The organism is Avibacterium volantium (assembly GCF_900635775.1).
GTDB classification, from domain to species: domain Bacteria; phylum Pseudomonadota; class Gammaproteobacteria; order Enterobacterales; family Pasteurellaceae; genus Avibacterium; species Avibacterium volantium.
The window spans coordinates 1,326,328-1,350,128 of the sequence record NZ_LR134167.1 but is presented as its reverse complement, the minus strand read 5'-3'; the positions used below and the strand labels follow the sequence as shown (position 1 = coordinate 1,350,128).

General features: G+C 40.2%; 19 protein-coding genes and 1 other RNA gene. 7 read left to right on the top strand and 13 right to left on the bottom strand.

Going from position 1 to position 23,801, the window contains the following annotated elements; translation table 11 throughout:
- The first annotated feature begins 55 nt into the window (after positions 1-55).
- Together cydD and cydC are read left to right on the top strand one after the other, a co-directional pair.
- The gene (cydD, locus tag ELZ61_RS06540) at positions 56-1,816 is read left to right on the top strand and encodes a heme ABC transporter permease/ATP-binding protein CydD (RefSeq protein ID WP_126372309.1); all 1,761 of its coding nucleotides are present in this window, start codon (positions 56-58) and stop codon (positions 1,814-1,816) included.
- On the top strand, positions 1,816-3,546 hold the full coding sequence (gene cydC, locus ELZ61_RS06535) for a heme ABC transporter ATP-binding protein/permease CydC (protein WP_126372307.1): 1,731 nt from the start codon (positions 1,816-1,818) through the stop codon (positions 3,544-3,546). Before cydD ends, cydC begins: the two co-directional genes overlap by 1 nt.
- A gap of 64 nt (positions 3,547-3,610) precedes the next feature.
- Here cydC and ffs read toward each other — a convergent pair.
- The 6 genes from ffs to ELZ61_RS06505 form a co-directional block, all read right to left on the bottom strand.
- Positions 3,611-3,709, bottom strand: an RNA gene (gene ffs, locus ELZ61_RS06530) — signal recognition particle sRNA small type.
- A gap of 327 nt (positions 3,710-4,036) precedes the next feature.
- A complete protein-coding gene (locus tag ELZ61_RS06525; RefSeq protein ID WP_126372305.1) occupies positions 4,037-4,507 on the bottom strand; it encodes a hypothetical protein in 471 nt (156 codons plus the stop codon).
- Positions 4,508-4,619: 112 nt separating this feature from the next.
- Positions 4,620-5,771, bottom strand: a complete 1,152-nt coding sequence (gene rnd, locus ELZ61_RS06520) for a ribonuclease D (RefSeq protein ID WP_126372303.1) — start codon at positions 5,769-5,771, stop codon at positions 4,620-4,622.
- Positions 5,772-5,849: 78 nt separating this feature from the next.
- On the bottom strand, positions 5,850-7,538 hold the full coding sequence (gene fadD, locus ELZ61_RS06515) for a long-chain-fatty-acid--CoA ligase FadD (RefSeq protein WP_126372301.1): 1,689 nt from the start codon (positions 7,536-7,538) through the stop codon (positions 5,850-5,852).
- Positions 7,539-7,612: 74 nt separating this feature from the next.
- A complete protein-coding gene (gene tsaB / locus ELZ61_RS06510; RefSeq protein ID WP_126372299.1) occupies positions 7,613-8,323 on the bottom strand; it encodes a tRNA (adenosine(37)-N6)-threonylcarbamoyltransferase complex dimerization subunit type 1 TsaB in 711 nt (236 codons plus the stop codon).
- Positions 8,320-10,269: a DNA repair helicase YoaA gene (locus tag ELZ61_RS06505; protein ID WP_126372297.1), complete on the bottom strand. Its 1,950-nt coding sequence runs from the start codon at positions 10,267-10,269 to the stop codon at positions 8,320-8,322. Before ELZ61_RS06505 ends, tsaB begins: the two co-directional genes overlap by 4 nt.
- 164 nt (positions 10,270-10,433) lie before the next feature.
- Here ELZ61_RS06505 and ELZ61_RS06500 point away from each other — a divergent pair, with 164 nt between their 5' ends.
- The gene (locus tag ELZ61_RS06500) at positions 10,434-10,922 is read left to right on the top strand and encodes a TlpA family protein disulfide reductase (protein ID WP_126372295.1); all 489 of its coding nucleotides are present in this window, start codon (positions 10,434-10,436) and stop codon (positions 10,920-10,922) included.
- Positions 10,922-11,236 (top strand): c-type cytochrome, encoded by a 315-nt coding sequence (locus ELZ61_RS06495; RefSeq protein ID WP_126372293.1) that lies wholly within the window; start codon positions 10,922-10,924, stop codon positions 11,234-11,236. Before ELZ61_RS06500 ends, ELZ61_RS06495 begins: the two co-directional genes overlap by 1 nt.
- 51 nt (positions 11,237-11,287) lie before the next feature.
- Here the strand turns inward: ELZ61_RS06495 and nhaA are convergent, their stop codons facing one another.
- Positions 11,288-12,460, bottom strand: a complete 1,173-nt coding sequence (gene nhaA, locus ELZ61_RS06490) for a Na+/H+ antiporter NhaA (protein WP_103855960.1) — start codon at positions 12,458-12,460, stop codon at positions 11,288-11,290.
- A gap of 397 nt (positions 12,461-12,857) precedes the next feature.
- Here nhaA and nrdA point away from each other — a divergent pair, with 397 nt between their 5' ends.
- Together nrdA and ELZ61_RS06480 are read left to right on the top strand one after the other, a co-directional pair.
- The gene (gene nrdA, locus ELZ61_RS06485; RefSeq protein ID WP_103855149.1) at positions 12,858-15,128 is read left to right on the top strand and encodes a class 1a ribonucleoside-diphosphate reductase subunit alpha; all 2,271 of its coding nucleotides are present in this window, start codon (positions 12,858-12,860) and stop codon (positions 15,126-15,128) included.
- 33 nt (positions 15,129-15,161) lie between these two features.
- Positions 15,162-16,970, top strand: a complete 1,809-nt coding sequence (locus ELZ61_RS06480; protein WP_126372291.1) for an ATP-dependent nuclease — start codon at positions 15,162-15,164, stop codon at positions 16,968-16,970.
- Positions 16,971-17,041: 71 nt separating this feature from the next.
- On the opposite strand, the gene dapD is transcribed toward ELZ61_RS06480, so the two are convergent.
- The 6 genes from dapD to rlmE form a co-directional block, all read right to left on the bottom strand.
- Entirely contained in the window at positions 17,042-17,869 is an 828-nt protein-coding gene (gene dapD, locus ELZ61_RS06475) for a 2,3,4,5-tetrahydropyridine-2,6-dicarboxylate N-succinyltransferase (protein WP_103852931.1), read from the bottom strand.
- A gap of 113 nt (positions 17,870-17,982) precedes the next feature.
- Positions 17,983-18,837, bottom strand: coding sequence for a 3-deoxy-8-phosphooctulonate synthase (gene kdsA / locus ELZ61_RS06470; RefSeq protein WP_126372289.1), 855 nt, complete (start codon positions 18,835-18,837; stop codon positions 17,983-17,985).
- 17 nt (positions 18,838-18,854) lie between these two features.
- The gene (locus ELZ61_RS06465) at positions 18,855-19,673 is read right to left on the bottom strand and encodes a SirB1 family protein (protein WP_126372287.1); all 819 of its coding nucleotides are present in this window, start codon (positions 19,671-19,673) and stop codon (positions 18,855-18,857) included.
- Positions 19,673-20,581 carry a peptide chain release factor N(5)-glutamine methyltransferase gene (gene prmC / locus ELZ61_RS06460; RefSeq protein WP_126372285.1) on the bottom strand — a complete coding sequence of 303 codons (909 nt, stop codon included), beginning with the start codon at positions 20,579-20,581 and terminating at the stop codon, positions 19,673-19,675. Before prmC ends, ELZ61_RS06465 begins: the two co-directional genes overlap by 1 nt.
- A gap of 150 nt (positions 20,582-20,731) precedes the next feature.
- Positions 20,732-22,654, bottom strand: a complete 1,923-nt coding sequence (gene ftsH, locus ELZ61_RS06455; RefSeq protein ID WP_126372283.1) for an ATP-dependent zinc metalloprotease FtsH — start codon at positions 22,652-22,654, stop codon at positions 20,732-20,734.
- A gap of 92 nt (positions 22,655-22,746) precedes the next feature.
- Positions 22,747-23,376: a 23S rRNA (uridine(2552)-2'-O)-methyltransferase RlmE gene (rlmE, locus tag ELZ61_RS06450; protein WP_126372281.1), complete on the bottom strand. Its 630-nt coding sequence runs from the start codon at positions 23,374-23,376 to the stop codon at positions 22,747-22,749.
- A gap of 118 nt (positions 23,377-23,494) precedes the next feature.
- Here rlmE and yhbY point away from each other — a divergent pair, with 118 nt between their 5' ends.
- Complete coding sequence (gene yhbY, locus ELZ61_RS06445) at positions 23,495-23,791, top strand: ribosome assembly RNA-binding protein YhbY (RefSeq protein ID WP_103852935.1); 297 nt, start codon at positions 23,495-23,497, stop codon at positions 23,789-23,791.
- Positions 23,792-23,801: the final 10 nt, after the last annotated feature.

Below are 23,801 nucleotides of genomic sequence, written 5' to 3'. Positions count from 1 at the left end.
ATGCACCGCTTTTCTTTTTTCCTTATTATCTTACTTAACCCTTTTACGCAGAATTATGGATAAAGCTCGCCAACGACACCTACAAAAATGGCTACGCGCCCAACAAAAACCCATAAAAAAGTTACTTAGCCTAAATATTTTATTGGCTAGCCTTTCATCTCTGATCTTAGTTGCACAAACCTACTTGCTCGCCACCCTATTACATCAGCTCATTATGGCGCAAACCGCAAGAGAAAATTTAATCGGTTATTTTATCGCCTTAGTAATCGGCTTTGGCTTGCGTGCGATCATTTTGTATTGGCGCGAACGCCTTGGTTTCAAGTGCGGTCAAAAATTACGACATTTTATTCGCCAACAAATTTTCACCAAATTACATCAAGTTGGCCCAGCAATGATTAACCAAAAACCCGCTGGCAGTTGGGCAAGCATAATGTTAGAACAAGTGGAAAATCTACATAATTTCTACGCACGCTATTTACCTCAACAAGCCCTTTCGGTGATCGTTCCGTTTATTATTTTAATTGCCGTCTTTCCGCTAAATTGGGCGGCGGGACTCATTTTGCTCGTTACTGCTCCCCTTGTGCCAATTTTTATGATCTTGGTTGGGATCGCCGCCGCAGACAGCAGCCAAAAAAATATGCAAACCTTGGCAAAATTAAGTGGTCAATTTTTAGATCGCCTGCGCGGGCTGGAAACCTTACGCTTATTCAATAAAACGGAAGAACAAACCGCACATATTGAACAAGCCACGGAAGATTTCCGCGAAACCACAATGGACGTGCTGAAAATGGCGTTTTTATCTTCTGCGGTGTTGGAATTTTTCACCTCGATTTCCATTGCGCTAATGGCCGTCTATTTTGGTTTTAGCTATTTAGGTGAGCTTGATTTCGGCACTTATGGCACGCCTATCACCTTATTTATCGGCTTTTTCTGCTTAATTCTAGCCCCAGAGTTTTATCAGCCTTTGCGTGATCTTGGCACTTATTATCACGACCGCGCAGCCGCCATTGGTGCAGCTGATGCCATTGTGGAATTTTTAGAACAGCCTATTTTAAATGAAGCAAAAGCAAGCCAAGATTTCACGTTAAATGAAACAGTTGAAATCTCCGCGCAAGATCTGGTGGTACTCTCGCCACAGGGCAAACCCCTCACCCACCCCCTTAATTTTCATCTGCCAGCTAAAAGTCATACGGCGTTAGTCGGGCAAAGTGGCGCAGGAAAAACTTCATTAATCAATACCCTACTCGGCTTTTTAGACTATCAAGGCAGCCTGAAAATTAATGGCATTGAACTCAATCAAATTAATAAAACCCAATGGCGCAGTGCGATTGCTTGGGTGGGACAAAATCCCTTGTTATTACAAGGTACGATTCGCGAAAACCTGCTCTTAGGCGGTATCCAAGCCAGCGATGAACAAATTCAGTGCGCCTTGCCACAAGCACAGGCTACTGTATTTACCGATAAATTAGGGCTAGATGCCGAAATCAAAGAAGGAGGCATTGGCCTTTCCGTGGGGCAAGCACAGCGTTTAGCCATTGCCCGCGCCTTATTGCGTCATCGCCATTTATTGCTCCTTGATGAACCTACCGCCAGCCTTGATGCACAGTCAGAAAATCTGGTGCTTTCCGCCTTGCAAAAAATTAGCCGTGAACAAACCACCTTGATGATCACGCACCGCATTGAAGATCTCAAACAATGCGATTGCATTTTTGTAATGCAACAAGGACAAATCGTTCAACAAGGCAATTTTGCTGAGTTACAAAATAACGGATTTTTCGCAGAACTTCTTGCACAACGTAAACAGGATATTAATTAATGCGTACACTTTTACCATTTTTACGTTTATTTAAGCACGCCAAATTCGTGTTATTTTTAGGCTTAATCCTAATGATCACAGGGCTTGCCGCCAGCATTGGTTTATTAACGGTTTCAGGCTGGTTCTTGGCCACAACCGCCTTGGCTGGCATTGGCACATTATTCAATTTTTTCTATCCCTCAGCCACCGTGCGCGGATTGGCGATTGGACGCACCGTAGCCCGTTATTTTGAAAAAATCGTTACTCACGATGCCACCTTTAGAATTCTTGCTAAATTGCGTGTGCAAGTGTTCCAAAAGATCATTCCCCTAAGCCCAGCGGTGCTAAATCGCTATCGTAACAGTGATTTATTAAACCGCTTAGTGGCAGATGTGGATACGCTCGATAGCCTTTATCTTCGCTTGCTCGCGCCCTTTATCACTGCTTTGTTAGTGATTGGTTTTCTCACCCTAGGCTTAAGCTTTTTTAACCTTCCGCTCGCACTCTTTTTTGGTGCAATGTTGACCGCACTTGTCTTGCTTGTGCCAACAATTTTTTATCATTTAGGGCAAAAGTTCGGGCATAAACTCACTCAAGCGCGCGCTGTTTATCGCACGCGATTTGTGGAATATATCCAATCCCAAGCAGAATTATTGCTGTTTAATGCCGAAAAACCGCTCAAACAAAAACTGGACGAAACAGAACAGCAATGGCAACACTTTCAACAAAAAGAAGCCAATTTAAGCGGATTTTCCACCGCACTTGTGCTTTTTGCCAATGGCATTTTGCTCGCGCTCACCTTATGGTTTGCCGCCAATGCCGACTTTGGTAGTGATCGATACAGCCCTGCGATTATCGCCCTATTTGCCCTTGCTGCACTGGCTGCCTTTGAGATTTTAATGCCTTTGGGTTCGGCATTTTTGCATATCGGGCAAGTGATTGCTTCTGCCGAACGGGTTACCGAAATCACCGAACAAACGCCACTCGTACAATTTAACGGACAAAAAACTATCGAAAAAAACACCGCACTTGATCTTTCCATTCAGCAAGTGAGTTTCACTTATCCTGAGCGCAAAGATGTTGCACTACAGAACATCAACCTTGAAATTCCACAAGGACAAAAAGTTGCCATTCTAGGCAAAACCGGCAGTGGCAAATCCACCCTATTACAGCTTTTAGTACGCAACTACGATCCTTACCAAGGAAAAATTTTCCTTGCCAATCAACTAATTGAAAGCTACAGCGAAAAAAGTTTGCGCAACCAGATGTGCTTTTTAACCCAGCGTGTGCATATTTTTAGCGATACCTTGCGTAATAATCTACAGATGGCTAATCAGCAACCGATTTCTGATGAGGCAATGATTGACGTGCTAAACCAAGTGGGCTTAGGCAAATTGCTAGAGCAAGAACAAGGCTTAGCTCAATGGCTTGGCGATGGCGGCCGCCCGCTTTCAGGCGGTGAACAGCGCCGTTTAGGTTTAGCGCGCGTATTGCTCAATCAAGCACCTATTTTACTGCTTGATGAACCTACCGAAGGTTTAGATCGCGAAACAGAACGTCAAATTCTGCGTTTAATCCTCACCCATTGTCAAAACAAAACCTTAATTATGGTAACGCACCGCCTTACCGCGATTGAACAATTTGATAATCTTTGCATTATTGATGATGGCAAATTGATCGAACAAGGCAATTATCAAACCTTAATGGTAAAAGAAAACGGCTTTTTCAAACAATTAGTGGAAAGAATTTAGTTGAATTGAAAAAGTGAAAGATTGATTTAAGAGAAAAAGTTGAGAAAAGAAAAGCTGGGCGGAAACCTTCCCAGCTTGATCTCGGCACACGAAAAATCTGACTTTGGCTGCTTTCTTCCGAACCTGACCGGGTAAACCAGACCTCGTTGCGAGGAACCGAGAAGGTTTCCATAACATCTGCCACCAAATCTAGCAACAGAACGCCCGCATTATGCCCCAAGCCCCAGGGAATTGCAAATCTTTCATTATGATTTCTCTTTAACTGATTAAATAAACAACTTTCAGTATTTTTCTAATCAATTTGCGTTTCTTACTTTTTTGCTTCATAGAAAAACATTTCTGCTACACCTAATAATACGGAAATCCCTTTTCTCATTGCTTTTAAAATTTATCTTCTTTAAGAAGATATTTCGCCAAATCCCTTCGCTGCAATAAATTCAAGCATAAAAAAACCGCCTTAACGGCGGCCTTTACAAATAATGAAGCGATTTTACTCTGCTTTTTTACCATATTTTTCTGCTAATTCAGCTTGAAGTTTTTGTAACTCCACAGTTGCAGCAGTGGTTTTTTCTGTTTTCTCTTGCACCGCTTTAGTGGCTTCAGGCGTTGCATTGTTCATTAACGCTAAACCGTCTTTTGCAAGCTCTGAAGTTAAGGTTAATACCGATTGCATTTTATCTTTTAACTGTTTGATTTCAGGGCTTTTAATATCTAAAGCATTCAAGCTTTTTTGTACTTCGGCATTTCTTGCGCTTAACGCATTCATTGCTTCAGCAATTTGTGTTTCATCGCCTGATGACAATTTTTGCATATATTCTTGCTGGAAAGCCGCTTGGCTTTGTTGGTTCGCCACGCTCCACTCAACTAATTTCTGATAATCCGCTGCAGGATCCGCTTTATTACACGCCGCAACAAAAAGAGCAAAAAGAACCGCTGTACCTAATTTAATAATTTTATTCATTGCATTTTCCTTTCAATAATAGACAAAATAATATAGCTAAATACTATAAGATAATTCTCAATGAGAATGCGCTATTCTAATCCCTATAATGAGAAATTGCCAAGCAATATAGTTAAAAGCTTTGTAAAGATTTGAGCAAAACTTCACCAAACTCTTTTCGCCAGCCCTGTAACAAATCAGGTAAATCATTCGGATCTTGCTGTTTTATCCAACACCATTTCATCAAACTTTCTAAACCACGTTTGCTTGAAATGACTTCTATCGGCAGCTCTGCTGGGGTAATTTCTTTTAATTTCTGTTGCAAAATTTTTAGCCCAGAACGATAACGTGGATCATCAACCAAACGAACAATTCGTGACGGATATTCTTCTTTTGCTGTGCGTTTTGCTTTTTCAACAAGCTGCAACATTTTTTTGCCATTCACCCGCACTTCCATTGGTAGTAAGCCTAAATCAAGCAGCTCCGAAGTATGTTTAGGAAAATGTTTTGCCACAAGCCATAAATGCTCACTTTTTACAATAAAATTCAGGGCAATGTCGCGTTTTATTCCTTCTTCCACACGCCATTTGGCTAATAATTTTAACGCCATCAACTCCCTTTCATTCAGTTTCCAGCTATTTGGAATATCTAAATAGGCTGTATCGGGTGATTTAGTTTTTTGGCATTTTTCCAATAAAAATTCGCACTCATTTTGCACCGCACTTTGCCACGGTGTTTGTGCCAAGTGTTGCTGCATTTCCTCATATAAAGGAATTAAATACCACACATCTGCCGCAGCGTAACGTAACTGCACTTCCGACAACGGACGAGCTAGCCAATCAGTACGTGAAGCGCCCTTGTCTAATTCCAGCTCAAAATAATGATAAATCAAACTGGCAAATCCCATTGAACGACCAAAGCCTAAAAAATGGCTCATCACTTGTGTGTCAATTAACGGCGTTGGTAATTGTTTGAAATAGTGGTGAAAAATCTCCAAATCTTCCTTGCACGCGTGCAACACTTTCACCACATTTTGATCAGCCAGTAAATCAATAAAAGGAGAGAAATCATCAATCTCCAACGGATCAATCAGACTAACCTGCTCACCATCATAAAGCTGAATTAGCCCCAATTTAGGATAAAAGGTTCGGGTACGAATAAACTCCGTATCCAATGCCACGCAAGATTTCTCTCTTGCTCGCTGGCATACTTCTGCTAGCACAATATCCGAAGTAACTATTTGAAAATGCGGTGGATTTTTGATTTCTTTTTTTATTGCTGGCATAATTTTATTCCATCACTTTTACAATACAAAAGCGGACAATCGTCCGCTTTTGTTGCTATTCAAGTAAATTAAGCAAATTTAATTTGCTGGTCGTTTGGCTAATTCTTCATCGCGCAGTACGCGGCGCAGAATTTTACCTACATTGGATTTTGGTAATTCATCTCTAAATTCAATGTCTTTCGGTACTTTATAGCCGGTGAGATGCTGGCGGCAATGTTGGCGTAGCTCATCACGCGTCAAACTTTCATCTTTTTTCACCACAAATACTTTAATGGTTTCCCCCGACACTTCATTTGGCACGCCAATAGCCACCACTTCTGCCACTTTGTAATTGAGCATAATCACATCTTCAATTTCATTTGGATACACATTAAAGCCTGAAACCAAGATCATATCTTTTTTGCGATCTACAATGCGTAAGCTATAAGATTCGTCCATCACCACAATATCCCCTGTGGCAAGCCAGCCGTCTTTCAGCACTTCTGCTGTGGCTTCTGGACGCTTCCAATACCCTTGCATCACCTGCTCGCCTTTCACCCAAAGCTCCCCTGGTTCACCAAGTTGAGCTTCTTCGCCATTATCTTTGATGATTTTAATATCCGTATTCGGCACGGGAACACCAATAGTGCCATTGTGTTTCACTACATTGATTGGACAAGCGGCAATCAATGGCGAACATTCTGTCATTCCATAGCCTTCAATAATGTTACAACCGGTGGTTTCGTGCCAACGAGTTGCCACAGATTGCTGAATGGCCATTCCCCCACCAACGGAAAGTTTTAATTGTGAAAAATCGATTTCTTTGAAATTTTCATTATTCAACAAGGCGTTAAATAAGGTGTTTACCCCAGTAATGGCAACAAAGCGATATTTTTTCATCTCTTTGACAAAACCATCAATATCACGCGGATTGGTGATCAAAATTGCGGTAACGCCCAGCTCAATAAACAATAAGCAATTTACGGTTAAAGCAAAAACGTGATACAGCGGTAAAGCCAAAATGGCTTTGCGTTCGCGCGTGTGATCGCCCACGAAAGGATAGGCAATCCATTTTGCCTGAAATACATTGGTAATAATATTGTGATGAGAAAGCATTGCGCCTTTGGCAACGCCTGTTGTGCCGCCCGTATATTGTAAGAAAGCAAGATCATTGCCGGTTAAATGTGGGCGAACATATTGACGATATTTGCCCACAGACAGCACTTCACGGAACGTTACGGCGTGCGGTAATTTATATTTTGGCACGAGCTTTTTAATGTATTTCACCACGAAATTCACCAGCGTGCGCTTACCAAAAGAAAGCTGATCGCCCATTCGGGTTAAAATAACGTGTTTCACTTCTGTATTGAACACCACTTTTTCAAGGGTTGAAGCGAAATTTGACACCACCACAATGGCTTTCGCACCGCTGTCTTGTAGCTGATGTTCTAGCTCTCTTGGTGTGTAAAGGGGATTAACATTTACCACCACCATTCCAGCGCGTAAAATACCAAATAGCGCAATAGGATATTGCAATAAATTTGGCATCATCAATGCCACAGGATCGCCTTGTTGTAACTTCAATTCATTTTGCAAATAAGCAGCAAAGGCGCGGCTACGCTCTTCTAATTTACGAAAGGTCAGCACTTGCCCCATATTAATATAAGCAGCCCGATCAGGGTGTTCGCGCACCGCCTTATCAAACATATCTAAAATATTTTCATAGGCGGAAGTATCCAGTTCCCTTTCTGCACCTTCTGGATAATTGATAAACCAAGGCTTTTCCATTTGTTATCCTTATTATTTTTATTAAATCTTACGGATTTTATCACTAGCTCACGAATGTGCCAAATGCTGATGCGTTATTCACGCCCAGGTAACTTTTTCCAAGTGACTTCATTGCGCAAATAAACTGGCTCAATTTCCACCGCACTTATCCATTGTTTCTGCCAGTAATAAGGCAAGGCTAAAGGCAACATTGCTTTGGCAGAAGGCAAGGTGATGTCGGAATCTTTCGCCCAATCTAATGCGGCAAGTTGCGGATAAGCCTGCCAGCCAGTTCCCACTTTAACGCAATCTTCCATTTGTTGAGCCTGCTGAAGCACGGCTTCTGGGGTGCAAACTCGCTCGCTAACTAACGCTTGCCAGTCAAAAAACTCACCAAAATCTGACCGCACTTTTTGCGCTTGAAGTTGGCTAAAATAGACTTCATTCATTCTGGCATCAATGGCGCATAGCACCTGTGTTGTGCCATATTGCTCATAGGCTTGCTGTGCCATTGCGGTGAGGTTAGAAATGGGAATAACGGGCAAATCTGCCCCTAACGCCAAGCCTTGCGCAATACCCGCCCCAACACGCACACCAGTAAAACTACCGGGGCCACGCCCAAAAACCAAGGCATCGACTTGATTGAGTGTAACACCAGACTGGCTTAAAATTTCATCAACCATTGGCAAAATGCGCTTTGTGTGCGTGCGTTGCGCCAATTCGTCTAAATGGGTGATTTCCCCTTTATGCAATAAGGCAACGGAACAAGCTTCCGTTGAAGTATCTAAAGCAAGTAAAGTTGTCATTGTTTTTTCTCTGTTAAAAATTGGATTACGTTGTTTAAATCTCGGGTTCGTTTAGCATTAGGCAAACTTTTCAAAAAAGTTTCACCGTAGGATCGCATCACCAAACGGCTATCACAAATAATCACCGCACCGCGGTCGGTTACATCGCGGATCAAACGCCCTACCCCTTGTTTTAAGGTGATCACCGCTTCGGGAATTTGGATCTCATTAAACGGATCTTTACCCTGTAAGCGACAATCTTCCATTCGCGCTTTCAGCAAAGGCTCATCAGGTGCGGTGAACGGCAATTTGTCAATAATTACTAAGGAGAGGGCATCACCGCGCACATCTACCCCCTCCCAGAAACTGGAAGTGGCGACCAACACAGCGTGAGATTGGGTGGTAAACTGTTCTAATAATTTGCTTTTTGCCGTTTCCCCTTGCAATAACACGGTTAAATCACTGTGTTCACGGAAAAAATCTGCCAGCCCACGCATCATTGAATAAGAGGTACAAAGCACAAAACAGCGCCCCTGATTTTTTTCGATGATCGGTAATAACATTTGCCCGAGCTGCGTTTGCGTGTGCGATTGGTTCAATGCAGGCAGGAAACGTGGCACGCATAATAAGGCTTGTTCAGGATAATTAAATGGACTCGGTAAAATTTTCTGCTCGGCATTTTGAATGCCTAAACGTTGGCAAAAATGCTGAAAATTGCCCCCCACTTCTAAGGTGGCAGACGTAAAAATCCACGCGGCTTCTTTTTGGCTGAGCTGTTCACCGAATTTATCTGCCACGGTGAGCGGTGTAATATACAAACCAAAGCCACGCCCCATTGTTTCATACCAATAGCAATATCCCACCAAATGGGTTTCTTGCAGACGTTTTAAAATCACCTGAATACTGGCAATGCGCTCAAAAATGCTGTCTAGGGTTTGCGAACGACCTAGCGCAAGTTTCACCACATCAGATAAAAATGCCAGTTTTTCTTGCAATAATTCTACGCATTTTTGCACCGCACTTTTATCTGCGGAATGCGCCATCACAGGCTGAGAATACAGCTCACGCCAGTTGCCACGGCGATTGCCCTCACCCAATAATAAACGAAAATCTTGCACCACCTTGAGCAAGGTATCCGCCGCCACGCCGAGCTGTTTCATATCTTTTAATTCTGTGCGATAAACAATATTGGCATCTTTGCATAAGTCAAATAATTGACGTGAAGTCAGGGATATGCCGAAATACTGGCTCGCGACATCAGCAATTTGATGGGCTTCATCAAAAATTATCGCCTGCGCATTAGGGATCAGCTCGCCAAAGCCGCTTTCTTTTACCGCCATATCAGCAAAAAATAAATGATGATTCACCACCACTAAATCGGCATTTAAGGCTTTTTTACGTGCCGCCGCCACATAGCAATCGCCGTAATTCGGACACTCTGAACCTAAGCAGCTTTCAGTGGTGCTGGTAAGCTGTGGCAAAATCGGGCTGTCTTCCGCAATTTCCACACATTCGCTTAAATCCCCTGTTTTAGTGGCATTATTCCATTTCCGCACTTTAGCCAGATCTGCTAACATCGTGCGATCGCCCAATACCCCTTGCGCAATTAGCTGATCCAAACGTTCAAGGCAAAGATAATTGGCCCGCCCTTTTAAAAGCGCGATTTTGCCCATATAACCCAACGCTTTTTTAATAGCGGGAAGATCACGATTAAAGAGTTGATCTTGCAGATTTTTTGACCCCGTGGAAATAATGGTTTTCTTGCCCGCAAGCAACGCAGGCACTAAATACGCAAAAGTTTTCCCCGTGCCTGTTCCTGCTTCCACCACAAGGGCTTGCTTATGTGAAATCGCCTGCGCCACGGCTTGCGCCATTTCTAGCTGCTCGGCTCGGGGGCGAAATCCTTTAATATGCTGACTCAGCACGCCCGTTTCCGCAAAGGCGTTGATCACATTTTGGCTATCCATTTATTCAATTCGGGGTTAGGGTAAATAAAATTAGCGGCTATTCTAACAGAAAAACGCTATACAGTGTTGTACTGGATAGCTTTATTGTTAATTTACAAATCAAAAAATATTGAATGCGACATTCTGTGGTAACATAGCACGTCAATTTTTTTATGGATAACAGAATGCAATTAAAAAATAGTCTAAAACTCGGTTTATTAAGTGCGGTGCTTTTTTTGCTTATTTCTTGTAAAGACCAAACCGCCAACATCGGCAGCCAAGCCCCTGATATTGCGGCTTTTGATTTGCAGGGCAACAAGGTGGAATTAAGCCAATTTGCAGGGAAAAAATTGCTCATCAATTTTTGGTCAGAAACCTGTGGCATCTGCATTGTTGAAATGAAATTATTACAGCAATTTTCCCAAAGCTATCCCGAGAGCTTACAACTTTTAGCCATCAATATTGATGGTGAACGCGGTAACACACAAGCTGTCGCAGACAAAAATCAACTCACACTGCCGATTGCCAAAGATCAGCTTAATATCACGGCTGAACGTTATCAGTTGGTTGGCACACCGACATCATTCGTGCTTGATCCTAAAGGAAAAATCCTTTATAAATTCGAGGGCTTAATCCCTGAGGACGAATTACGAAAACTATTTGAGGAAAAATAATGAAAGGTTACGCTTCTACTCTATTTTTTATTGCAAGCTCACTATTGGCGCTCAACAGCCACGCTAATGAAAGCCTTGAGCATACGCAAAAAATTTTTAATCGCTCTTGTGCAATGTGCCACGGCAAACAAGGCGAAAAATCAGCATTAAATCAATCTGCAATTATCAATAGCTTAAAAACTGAAGAAATTCTCACCGCACTTGAAAAACGTAAGGCGGGGGAAATTGTCGGTGCAGGAAATGCAGCGAAATCTCGTTTAAGTGAAGAAGAAATGAAAGGATTAGCGGAATATATTCCAACATTGAAAAAATAACATTAATGAAAAATCGGGCTACGTTGAATAGCCCGATTTTTTTATCTCATATTATCCCTTAGATTTCGTACAAACTTTTAGTAAGAAATAACCACCTACCGCTGAAATGGCAGAACCAAGTAAGATACCTACTCGAGCAAAGCTTGCCATTTCACTTGCCCCATCGCCACCAAAGGCAAGACCTGCTAAGAACATTGACATAGTAAAACCAATACCGCAGAGCAAGGCAATGGCGAAAATCTGTTTAAAATTAATTCCTTCAGGCAATTTTGCAATACGGAATAATACTGAGAGATAACTAAACAAAAAGACACCTAGTGGTTTTCCCAGTAATAGCCCTAAGATCACGCCTAAGGTGAGTGGCGAGCTTAAGGTGTCTAACCCCATTCCTGATAAGGATACCCCAGCATTGGAAAAGGCGAATAATGGTAAAATAAAGAAAGAACACCAAGGGGCTAAAATATGTTCCATATCGTGCAACACTTTTCTGCCGTTTTTGCCTTTGAGCGGAATACTGAAACCGATGATAACGCCTGCAAGCGTGGCGTGTACGCCTGATTTCAGCACGGATACCCATAACACTAAGCCGACAATCACATAAGGCCCTAAATTGGATATTTTAAAACGGTTAAGCAAAATCAAGCCCACAATGGCAATACTGGCAAGAATTAAGGCGCGGGTACTTAAATCCTGTGAAAAGAACAAGGCAATCACAATAATCGCGCCTAAATCATCAATAATCGCCAATGCAAGTAAAAACACTTTTAATGCGAAAGGAACACGGCTGCCAAGCAAACCTAGCACCCCCAGCGCAAAAGCGATGTCTGTTGCCATTGGAATTGCCCAGCCGTCTTGATATTGTGGAGTATCCTTAGTAACAAACCAATAAATCGCCGCTGGCACAACCATTCCCCCCAAGGCAGCAACGGCAGGGAAAATGGCTTTTTGATAGCTTGAAATTGCCCCTGTGAGCAATTCGCGTTTTACTTCCAATCCCACCAGTACAAAAAACACGGCCATAAAGCCATCATTCACCCACATTAAGAGTGGCTTGTTAATTTGCACAATTGAGCCAAATTGGATCACCACTGGCGCATCAAGAAAACTAAAATAAAAACGGCTTAACGGTGTATTTGCCAATAAAATTGCAAACGCAGCGAAAAATAGCAGTAACATTCCGCTGGCTGCTTCTAATTTCATAAAGTATCGAATGTATCGAACCATTAATCTCTCCTAGTAAAATAGCGGGCTTGAAAGTATCCACCCAAATGGATCATTTCTCTGTTATAAGAAAAATGAATGTCATCAGTAAGTTTTTCTAACATAGAAGAGAAAAATAGGTCAATAAAAATCGGTAAATTTCTCTTAGCTATTGAAAAATTTGTGATTTTTTATACATTTTTTAACCGCACTTTGCCTTTTAATTCCTTATAAAAATAAGGGATAAATCAGCTTTCATGATTTTTGCTTATTTATAAATAACTTAGTTTATGTCAATAATCGAACGTAAAATTTAGTGCTTGCAGTTTTGCTAAGAACACATTATCTTGTAGCACGTTTTCAATAAACCACTATATCTTGTGGTTTTGACAAATAATACTAACCAGTCGGAATCATTTCTATGAACAAAGCTATGATGGTCACCAAACGTGACGGAAAACAAGAACCCATCGATTTAGATAAAATTCACCGAGTGATTACTTGGGCAGCGGAAGGATTGGATAACGTTTCTGTTTCTCAAGTGGAATTGCGTTCCCACATTCAATTTTATGAAGGCATTCGCACTTCGGATATTCACGAAACCATTATTAAAGCAGCGGCAGATTTAATCAGTAAAGATACACCTGATTATCAATATTTGGCTGCTCGCCTTGCGGTTTTCCATTTGCGTAAAAAAGCCTATGGGCATTTTGATCCACCGCGTTTGTATGATCACGTTAAGAAATTAGTGCGTTTAGGCAAATATGATCAAGCCTTGCTAACCGATTATAGCCGTGAAGAATGGGACGAAATGGACGGCTTTTTAGATCACTGGCGTGATATGACCTTCTCTTACGCAGCAGTCAAACAGCTTGAAGGCAAGTATTTGGTGCAAAACCGTGTAACGGGTGAAATTTATGAATCAGCGCAGTTCTTGTATATTTTGGTGGCGGCGAGCCTGTTCTCAAACTATCCAAAAGAAACGCGCTTAGACTATGTACGCCGTTTCTACGATGCTACATCGACATTTAAAATTTCTCTGCCTACTCCAATTATGGCAGGGGTGCGGACACCAACCCGTCAATTCAGTTCTTGTGTGTTAATTGAATGTGGCGATAGTTTAGATTCAATTAACGCCACGGCATCTGCTATTGTGAAATATGTTTCACAACGTGCGGGAATTGGGGTAAATGCAGGGGCAATTCGTGCCTTAGGTAGCCAGATCCGTGGTGGTGAAGCGTTCCATACGGGCTGTATTCCATTCTATAAATACTTCCAAACTGCGGTGAAATCTTGTTCGCAAGGTGGCGTGCGTGGTGGTGCGGCAACGGTTTATTATCCGATTTGGCACTTAGAAGTAGAAAGCCTGTTAGTGTTAAAAAATAACCGTGGTGTGGAAGATAACCGTGTTCGCCATATGGATTACGGCGTTCAGCTTAACAAATTAATGTATCAGCGCTTAATCAAAGGCGGCGAAATCACCTTGTTTAGCCCGTCTGATGTGCCGGGTTTATATGAAGCATTCTTTGCCGATCAAGATGAGTTTGAGCGTCTTTACACGCAATATGAGCAAGATCCAAATATTCGTAAACGCAGCGTGAAAGCCGTTGAACTGTTCTCACTATTAATGCAAGAACGTGCTTCAACAGGGCGTATTTATATTCAGAATGTGGATCACTGTAATACGCACTCGCCATTTGATCCAAGCGTTGCGCCAGTGCGCCAATCTAACCTTTGTTTAGAAATTGCATTGCCAACTAAGCCACTTTCTCATATCCACGATGAAGAAGGTGAAATTGCGCTCTGTACGCTTTCTGCCTTCAACTTAGGCGCGATTGAAAACCTTGATGAATTAGATGGGCTTGCAGATCTTGCTGTGCGTGCCTTAGATGCTCTATTAGATTATCAAGATTACCCTGTGATCGCGGCAGAACGTAGCTCTCTTGCGCGCCGTTCTTTAGGTATCGGGGTAATTAACTTCGCTTATTATTTAGCCAAAAATGGTGTACGTTATTCGGACGGCAGCGCTAACGATCTCACGCACCGTACCTTTGAAGCCATTCAATACTATTTATTGAAAGCGTCAATGAACCTTGCTAAAGAAATGGGCGCTTGTGAATATTTCGACCAAACCACTTATGCACAAGGCATTTTACCGATTGATACTTATAAGAAAGATGTGGATACGCTCACACAAGAGCCATTACATTACGATTGGGAAAGCCTGCGCCAAGACATTAAAACCTTCGGCTTACGCAACTCAACACTCACAGCGCTTATGCCATCAGAAACCTCATCGCAGATTTCTAATGCAACCAACGGCATTGAGCCACCGCGTGGACACGTTAGTGTAAAAGCATCAAAAGATGGTATCCTAAAACAGGTTGTACCAGATTATGAAAACCTCAGTGAAAACTACGAATTATTATGGGACATTCCAAATAATGACGGTTATTTGCATTTAGTAGGTATTATGCAGAAATTTATCGACCAATCGATTTCTGCCAACACCAACTACGATCCACAACGTTTTGAAGACGGTAAAGTGCCAATGAAAGTGTTGTTAAAAGATTTATTAACCGCTTACAAATACGGCGTGAAAACCCTTTACTACCAAAACACCCGTGATGGCGCAGAAGATAGCCAAGAAGATCTCAATGACGATTGCGCTGGCGGAGCTTGTAAAATCTAATAATTTTATTTAAAAACGAACTTGGAAAAGTATATGAAAATTATAAATAGAATAGAAATACATTATTTTCGTTCAGTATATAAAATAAACTTAGAGCGCGCCGAAGATTTAAATATTCTTATTGGGAATAATGATAGCGGAAAGTCAAATATATTAAAAGCTCTAAATTTATTCTTTAATAACCAAACAGAATTAGATAAAAATTTCTATTTTCATGATGATTTAACTAAAAAACGTTCTCAAGAGGTAAGAAAGCAAAAAGGAAAAGCATCTATATGGATTAGAATATATTTTAATAATTTTTTAAAATGGAAATCACTACCTCAAGAGTTTTCCGTGAAGAAAAGTTGGAATAGATATTCAGAAGCTCCTGAAACAATTTATTCTAAAGATATTTCCCCAACTATAATTCCTAAGTTCTTAAATAAACTATCATTTCATTATATCCCAGCTATAAGAGGAAGGAGTGTATTCTCTTACTTTTTAAATATGCTACATGATACATTATTTAATGATGATAATTCTGAACTTTTATTATCAACAGAGGCATTAACAAAGTTAATCAATGAAAACACCGAAGAAATGACTAAAAAAATTGAAGAGGGAATAGGAATTAAAAGCGATATTAGCCCACCTACAGATTTAAAAGTATTATTTAATAGTTTAGATTTTTCAACAAGTTATAATGATCACCATGTTTCATTACAAAAAAGAGGGGATGGAATACAAGCACGTCATATTCCATACATATTAGATTTCATTACTAAAAATAGTACTAAATATCATATATGGGCATATGAAGAACCTGAAACATCTTTAGAACTTGGTGCTGCATTTCTCTTAGCTAAACAATTTTCAGATGAGTTCTGCAAAGGTAACCAGATATTTGTTACAACTCATTCTCCTGCGTTTTATGATATTGAGGGAGAGCACATAGCTAAATGGTATATATCACAAAATTCTTCCGATAGTAATGCTGAAACATCAGCTAAAAGGGTTACTTTAAAAGATCTACTTGATAATAATCTAGGCATAACTGCATTAATTACTAAAAGAGCTAAAGAGGAATTTGATAGAAGCCAAAAATTAAAAGAAGAAAACGAGCGTTTAAATAAAGAATTGCAAGATAAAAATTTACCTAGAATTATTGTAGAGGGGGTCACAGATAAAGATATACTAAATATAGCATATGAAAAACTTTACCCTGGAAGAACTGCCATATGTAAATTTATTAGTGCAAATGGCGCAGATAATATTTCTTCATTAATTAAGACTAGTAAAATATTCGATGAAAGCGAAAAACCAGATAGTGATTTAGAGCCAGATATTATTATCTGTCTCTGGGATAGAGATGATAAAGGCATGAATTTATTTAGTAAAATAATTGGTAACTATTCTGAAGATGAAGAAACTATCTTTTACAAGATTGGAAAAAATAAGGCTATTTATGCCGGCATTCTACCTATAACAGATGAAATAAAAAAGTTTTCTTCAAAATATACAGATATAAACATCGCAATATCAATGGAACTTATGTTTCCTATAGAGTTAATTAATCTTGCTATAAAAGAAAATATTCTTGTATTCACTAATATAAAAAGAGACACTGCTCTTACCAAAGAAAAGATGGATTTAACAGATATGTTCATTAATAAATACAATATTCCAGAGAAATTCCATTTTCTACTAAGAAAACTTGATTCTACTAGCTCAAATAAAGTGTTTTTTTCCAAATGGGTAAAAAATAAAGATACCAATTACTTTAAGAACTTTAAAGTTCTTTTTGAGCAAATAGAAAATATTATTAACAATCACTGCAACAAAGATGGTACTACATTTTGATATTTTGGTATGAAAATCTGCACAAGAAACTCTCGTGCAGATTTTTATTTTTGATTAATTAGTATTAAATATTACTCATCAATACTACGCAATAACTCGTTGATACCGACTTTACCTAGGGTTTTCGCATCAACTTTTTTCACGATTACTGCACAATAGAGATTATATTTACCGCATTTTGAAGGAAGGCTACCTGAAACGACCACAGAGCCTGCTGGTACGCGACCATAGTGGATTTCACCAGTTTCACGATCATAGATTTTAGTTGATTGACCGATGAATACGCCCATTGAGATTACACAGCCATCTTCTACGATAACGCCTTCAACCACTTCAGAACGCGCGCCGATAAAGCAGTTATCGCCGATAATGGTTGGGTTAGCTTGTAATGGCTCTAATACACCACCGATACCAACGCCACCTGAAAGGTGAACATTTTTACCGATTTGCGCGCAAGAACCAACGGTTGCCCAAGTATCTACCATTGTACCTTCGCCAACGTAAGCGCCAATGTTTACATAAGATGGCATTAATACCGCATTTTTCGCGATATATGCACCTTTACGCACGGTTGCTGAAGGCACAACACGGAAACCTTCTTGTTGGAAACGTGCTTCGTCATAGTCTGCAAATTTAAGGGCTACTTTGTCGTAATATTTGGTTTCTGCACCGTCAATCACTTGATTGTCATTAATACGGAAAGAAAGCAATACCGCTTTTTTCAACCATTGGTGAGTTACCCATTCACCGTCAATTTTTTCTGCAACACGGTATTTGCCGCTATCCAAACCTTCGATCACTTCTTCGATCGCAGCGCGCGTTTCTTCATCTACCGTTTTAGGGGTTATTTCTGCACGGCGTTCAAAGGCAGCTTCAATGATATTTTGTAAATTTGACATATTTTGTTTCCTATTCAAATGAAAAAATTAAAACAAGGCGGTATTTTTATCATATTTCCGCCTAAAACTCACCTGTTATTGTTCGTTTTCTCTAACATTTAATCTTCAAGCAATTAGTTTGATGTATCTAATTCCTCAAAAGACTTAACCAAATCATCTACCGCTTTCATTTGGCTTACAAAGGCTTCTAATTTGGCTAATGGTAAAGCAGAAGGCCCATCGCATTTGGCATTTTGCGGATCAGGGTGAGCTTCTAGGAACAACCCTGCCAACCCTACAGCCAGCCCTGAACGTGCCAATTCTGTTACCTGTGCGCGACGACCGCTTGACGCTGCACCAAAAGGATCACGACATTGCAAAGAATGGGTTACGTCAAAAATCACAGGGCAACCTTTGGAAACTTTCTTCATTACGCTAAAACCAAGCATATCTACAATAAGGTTATCATAGCCAAAGTTAGTTCCACGATCACAAAGGATCACTTTATCATTACCACATTCTTCAATTTTTTCTACAATATTTCCCATTTGTCCCGGGCTTAAGAATTGTGGCTTTTTCACATTGATCACCGCCCCTGTACGAGCCATTGCTTCAACAAGATCGGTTTGACGCGCCAAAAATGCAGGTAACTGAATTACATCAACCACTTCAGCCACAGGTTGGCATTGATAAATTTCGTGTACATCGGTAATCACTTTAACGCCAAAGGTGTCTTTTAATTCTTGGAAAATTTTCAACCCCTCTTCCATTCCCGGCCCACGGTAAGAATGAATTGATGAGCGGTTCGCTTTATCAAAAGACGCTTTGAACACATAAGGCACATTGAGTTTCTGCGTTACTTCAACATATTTTTCACACACTGCCATTGCCATATCACGGCTTTCTAACACATTCATTCCACCAAATAGAACAAATGGTTTATCGTTCGCGACTTCAATGTTACCAATTTTAATAACTTTATTTTGCATAGTTTTCTCTAATAAATTTAGTGAATAGATTCTTTTTTTGCTTTTTCTTGCGCTTCAATGTCTTTTTTAATTAACGGTAATTGTTCTTTGAACATTATTGAAAAAGAATCATCAGGTCTTTTTTCAACAAATTCTTCAAGATCTTTTAATGCTTCTTGAAGACGCCCAAGCTGCATTTTTAAAATCCCACGATCACGAATTTCATCTAAGCTGCCCGGATAACGTTCTAGCACGTTTTCAATATAAGCCAAGGCTGGTTCAAAGTTATTTTCTCGCATTAAAGAATTTTTTGCTAACTGACCATAACGGAACTCTAACTCTTCTTCATCTAGTTCACCTAGTAATGGAACAGAGAACTCTACTTCATCACCGTAATGCACTCTAAAAATGTATTCAATATATTTTTCTGAAGATTCTCTGCCAGTCCAAGGATCAAAATAGAGATGTTTTCCACTCACATCTGCTTTAAGCATAATATTGACTGGAAATTCCATTGCATAAATTGGTAATTCTAATTTTTCAGCGAGATACAATAAAACGCCGCCAACAGAAATTGCCACACCTCGACGATTTGTTAAAACATCAGGTAGATAATAATTAGAGTGGTCAAAAGAATTATTAGAATCCGTCAAAAATCCCCAATCAACATAAACTAAATCGATCAGTTTTCTGATTTTTGCTTCATCATCTTTTTCTTGCTCAATAGCTTCTCTTGCTTGAGTTAAAAAACCATTCATAATTGAATGAATATTCCCTAGCTCGCGTTGCCCATCATTCCCTGTAAGCACATAAAAGTTAAGCATTTCATTATAAATTGCGTTGCGATTTGTATTCATCAATCATTCCCTCTTGTGTTTAATTGAGCTAATGTTATACGTTCGTTTTGGTTATAATCCCTACGAGAAATAACGTTATGCCACAAATTCTTTTGAAAAAAAGACCGCACTTTCTCTCCCTGCTGCCAACCGTGCTCCAATAACAACCACCCTTGCGGTTTTAGATAAGTTGGCGCATTGATGATAATATGCCGCAAATCTGCATACCCCTGTTCTTTGGCAACTAAAGCACTTAATGGCTCAAATCGCACATCGCCCAACTGCAAATGCGGATCATCTTTATCAATATAAGGCGGATTACTTACAATGATATCAAAACGCTGATCTTGTAAATTTTCAAACCAATTACTTTGATAAAAAAGAATATTATCAACATCATTGCGTTTTGCATTGTCTTGAGCTAAGTTTACCGCATTATCAATAAGATCAACACCCACAACAGAAACTTTAAATAATTTTTTCGATCTAGATCGCAATTCTTGTGCAAGGGCTATTGCAATTGCCCCTGTACCTGTGCCTAAATCTAATATTTTTAATTCTTCGCCAAATTGAGCTGATGAAATGCGTTCTTCCGCACAAATTAACGCATTTTCCACTAAAATTTCCGTGTCTGCTCTTGGAATAAGCGTATCTTCAGACACCTTCAAATCAAGCGTCCAAAAGGGTTGCTGACCAAGAATATAAGCCATTGGCTCACTGTTTATGCGGCGTTGTAATAATCTCTCAAGCTGTACGAGTTCTTGTGCTGAAAGCACGGTTTCAGAAAAGGCCAAAATAGACGAACGAGAACGCCCTGTTACAAATTGTAATAATAGGCTGGCATCCACCTCGGGATTAATGAAAGGATCTGTCTTTTTGTTGTCGGCAAGTTGTGTTTCTGCGAAAGCAAGCCAATCTGCATAATTCATTCGGTTATTCTCAATTTCACTGATACAGTAAATTAAAATAAAAAATAAACTGGATTTGTTATTTGAATTTACTTTATGTTAAAGCCTAAAGAAGAAAAAAGAAAGGACTGATTTCTTATAAAAATCAGTCCTTTAATATTTATTAAGTGGTTAGTTGTGTTCAGATTTGTCTGAATTTTCTACCGCACTTTGATCTGCCGTACTTTGATTTTTTGCAGAAGCATTTGGTTCAGCCGTTTTTTCTGAACTTGCTTTGCCGTTGTCGTCCCAACCTGCTGGTGGCGTTACTGGCTCGCGGTTCATCAGCTGTTTAATTTGCTCTTCTTCAATGGTTTCATATTTCACTAACGCATCTTTCATTGCGTGTAAAATATCCATATTGTCAATTAATAGCTGTCTTGCGCGCTCGTAGTTACGCGTTACAATCGCACGCACTTCTTCATCAATAAGGTGCGCTGTTTCATCAGACATATGTTTTGCTTTCGCCATTGAGCGTCCTAAGAATACTTCACCTTCATCTTCAGAATAAAGAATTGGCCCTAATTTATCAGAGAAGCCCCACTGGGTAACCATATTACGCGCAATATTCGTTGCGACTTTAATGTCATTTGATGCACCAGTTGAAATATTTTCTTCACCGTAAATCAAATCCTCCGCCAAACGCCCAGCATAAAGGGTGGAAAGTTTACTTTCTAATTGTTTTTGGCTAATGCTTACTTGATCCCCTTCTGGTAAGAAGAAAGTTACCCCTAAAGCACGCCCGCGCGGAATAATGGTTACTTTATGTACTGGATCGTGTTCTGGCACTAAATAGCCCACAATGGCGTGTCCTGCTTCGTGATAAGCGGTGGATTCTTTTTGCTTATCCGTCATAATCATTGTGCGGCGTTCAGGCCCCATATTGATTTTGTCTTTCGCTTTTTCAAACTCAAGCATTGAAACCAATGGCTTGTTCATTCGAGCAGCAAATAGTGCAGCTTCATTCACAAGGTTAGCTAAATCAGCACCTGAATAACCCGGTGTGCCACGTGCAAGGGTCATCGCATTTACATCTGGTGCAACAGGCACTTTACGCATATGCACTTTTAAGATTTGCTCACGCCCTAATACATCTGGCAAGCCCACTACCACTTGGCGGTCAAAACGCCCTGGACGTGTTAAGGCAGGATCAAGCACATCTGGACGGTTGGTTGCGGCAATCACAATCACCCCTTCATTGCCTTCAAAACCGTCCATTTCCACTAACATTTGGTTAAGGGTTTGTTCACGCTCATCGTGTCCACCACCAAGGCCTGCACCACGTTGGCGACCCACTGCATCAATTTCATCAATAAAAATCAAGCAAGGCGCATTTTTCTTCGCTTGTTCAAACATATCACGCACGCGAGAAGCCCCCACGCCGACAAACATTTCTACGAAGTCAGAACCTGAAATGGTAAAAAATGGTACTTTCGCTTCACCTGCAATGGCTTTAGCTAATAAGGTTTTACCCGTTCCCGGTGGTCCAACCATTAAAATCCCTTTTGGAATTTTGCCGCCCAATTTTTGGAATTTGCTTGGATCACGCAAGAAATCAACGATTTCCCCCACTTCTTCTTTGGCTTCATCACAGCCTGCTACATCAGCAAAGGTGGTTTTAATTTGCTCTTTGGTGAGCATTTTGGCACGGCTTTTACCAAAGCTCATCGCCTTACCGCCACCGCCTTGCATTTGGCGCATAAAGAAGAACCATACGCCAACAAGCAATAGCATTGGGAACCAAGAGATGAGAATTTGCGATAAAATACCACGTCTTTCTGGCAACGTTCCTTCTACTTTTACCTTTTTATTTAATAAATCATTCAATAATTTATCGTCATAAATTGGTATTACGGTTGAATATTTTGAACCATCAGATTTAGTAACTTGTAATTCGTTCTCTTCAAATCGCACTTGGCGTACTTGATCATTACCCACATCAGTAATAAAGGTGGTGTAATCGGTAAGATTACCATTCGAACTACCGCTAAAGCCCTGATATGCAGACATCATAACTACTGCAATCACAATCCATAGGACTAAGTTTTTGACCATATCTTTCAAGGTTTGACCTCGTTTTTCTAAGTTAATAATTTGTTACAAGATTACTACATTCATTCCAAAATGAGAAGTTATTGAATTTATAGTTAATATTTGTAACCCGTTGCCACAATATACACCTCACGAGAACGCCCACGAGATGCTTCAGGTTTACGCACTTTAACGACACTAAACAGAGAACGAATTTCTCTTAAATATTCATCAAAGCCCTCACCTTGGAAAACTTTCACAACGAAACTGCCTTTGTGCGCCAATACTTGTTTACACATATCCAAAGCCAGTTCCACTAAATACATTGCACGAGGAATGTCCACTGATGGCATACCACTAAAATTTGGCGCCATATCCGACATTACCACATCAACTTTTGCCTCACCTACGCGTTCCAGCAAAGCATTCAATACATTTTCTTCACGGAAATCCCCTTGCAGAAAATCAACCCCCACAATAGGATCCATTTCTAAAATATCACAGGCGATAACACGCCCTTTGCCACCAATTTGGCTCACCACATATTGCGACCAACCACCCGGTGCTGCACCGAGATCTACCACGGTCATACCCGGTTTAAATAAGCGATCCGTTTGCTGAATTTCATCAAGCTTAAAATAAGCTCGAGAACGCAATTTTTGCTTATGTGCTTTTTGCACAAATAGATCTTTAAAATGCTCATTCAACCAACGGGTTGAACTTGCTGAACGTTTTTTCTTTCCCATAATTTCTTAATTTTTGTGGTAGTTTTGTCAATATGAGGTTAAAATTTCCCAGTTCAAGGTGGTATTCGGAATTTCTCCATAAAAAACCACCGCACTTTATAAACATAGGATTAAATTAATGCAGTTATCAACAAAACAAAAACAATTTTTAAAAGGGCTTGCACACCATTTAAGCCCTGTCGTTATGCTAGGTGGAAATGGCTTAACCGAAGGGGTTATTGCTGAAATCGACAACGCCCTCAATCATCACGAATTAATTAAAGTGAAAATTGCTGGCGCCGATCGCGAAACCAAACAGCTGATTATTGATGCGATTGTGAGAGAAACGCAAGCCGCAGCAGTGCAAACTATCGGTCATATCCTTGTGCTTTATCGACCAAGCGAAGAGCATAAAATTTCCTTACCTAAAAAATAAGTAAAATGGG

Coding starts and splice junctions, on each gene's coding strand:
- cydD (WP_126372309.1), top strand. CDS start 56: ATGGATAAAGCTCGCCAACGACACCTACAAAAATGGCTACGCGCCCAA.
- cydC (WP_126372307.1), top strand. CDS start 1,816: ATGCGTACACTTTTACCATTTTTACGTTTATTTAAGCACGCCAAATTC.
- ELZ61_RS06525 (WP_126372305.1), bottom strand. CDS start 4,507: ATGAATAAAATTATTAAATTAGGTACAGCGGTTCTTTTTGCTCTTTTT.
- rnd (WP_126372303.1), bottom strand. CDS start 5,771: ATGCCAGCAATAAAAAAAGAAATCAAAAATCCACCGCATTTTCAAATA.
- fadD (WP_126372301.1), bottom strand. CDS start 7,538: ATGGAAAAGCCTTGGTTTATCAATTATCCAGAAGGTGCAGAAAGGGAA.
- tsaB (WP_126372299.1), bottom strand. CDS start 8,323: ATGACAACTTTACTTGCTTTAGATACTTCAACGGAAGCTTGTTCCGTT.
- ELZ61_RS06505 (WP_126372297.1), bottom strand. CDS start 10,269: ATGGATAGCCAAAATGTGATCAACGCCTTTGCGGAAACGGGCGTGCTG.
- ELZ61_RS06500 (WP_126372295.1), top strand. CDS start 10,434: ATGCAATTAAAAAATAGTCTAAAACTCGGTTTATTAAGTGCGGTGCTT.
- ELZ61_RS06495 (WP_126372293.1), top strand. CDS start 10,922: ATGAAAGGTTACGCTTCTACTCTATTTTTTATTGCAAGCTCACTATTG.
- nhaA (WP_103855960.1), bottom strand. CDS start 12,460: ATGGTTCGATACATTCGATACTTTATGAAATTAGAAGCAGCCAGCGGA.
- nrdA (WP_103855149.1), top strand. CDS start 12,858: ATGAACAAAGCTATGATGGTCACCAAACGTGACGGAAAACAAGAACCC.
- ELZ61_RS06480 (WP_126372291.1), top strand. CDS start 15,162: ATGAAAATTATAAATAGAATAGAAATACATTATTTTCGTTCAGTATAT.
- dapD (WP_103852931.1), bottom strand. CDS start 17,869: ATGTCAAATTTACAAAATATCATTGAAGCTGCCTTTGAACGCCGTGCA.
- kdsA (WP_126372289.1), bottom strand. CDS start 18,837: ATGCAAAATAAAGTTATTAAAATTGGTAACATTGAAGTCGCGAACGAT.
- ELZ61_RS06465 (WP_126372287.1), bottom strand. CDS start 19,673: ATGAATACAAATCGCAACGCAATTTATAATGAAATGCTTAACTTTTAT.
- prmC (WP_126372285.1), bottom strand. CDS start 20,581: ATGAATTATGCAGATTGGCTTGCTTTCGCAGAAACACAACTTGCCGAC.
- ftsH (WP_126372283.1), bottom strand. CDS start 22,654: ATGGTCAAAAACTTAGTCCTATGGATTGTGATTGCAGTAGTTATGATG.
- rlmE (WP_126372281.1), bottom strand. CDS start 23,376: ATGGGAAAGAAAAAACGTTCAGCAAGTTCAACCCGTTGGTTGAATGAG.
- yhbY (WP_103852935.1), top strand. CDS start 23,495: ATGCAGTTATCAACAAAACAAAAACAATTTTTAAAAGGGCTTGCACAC.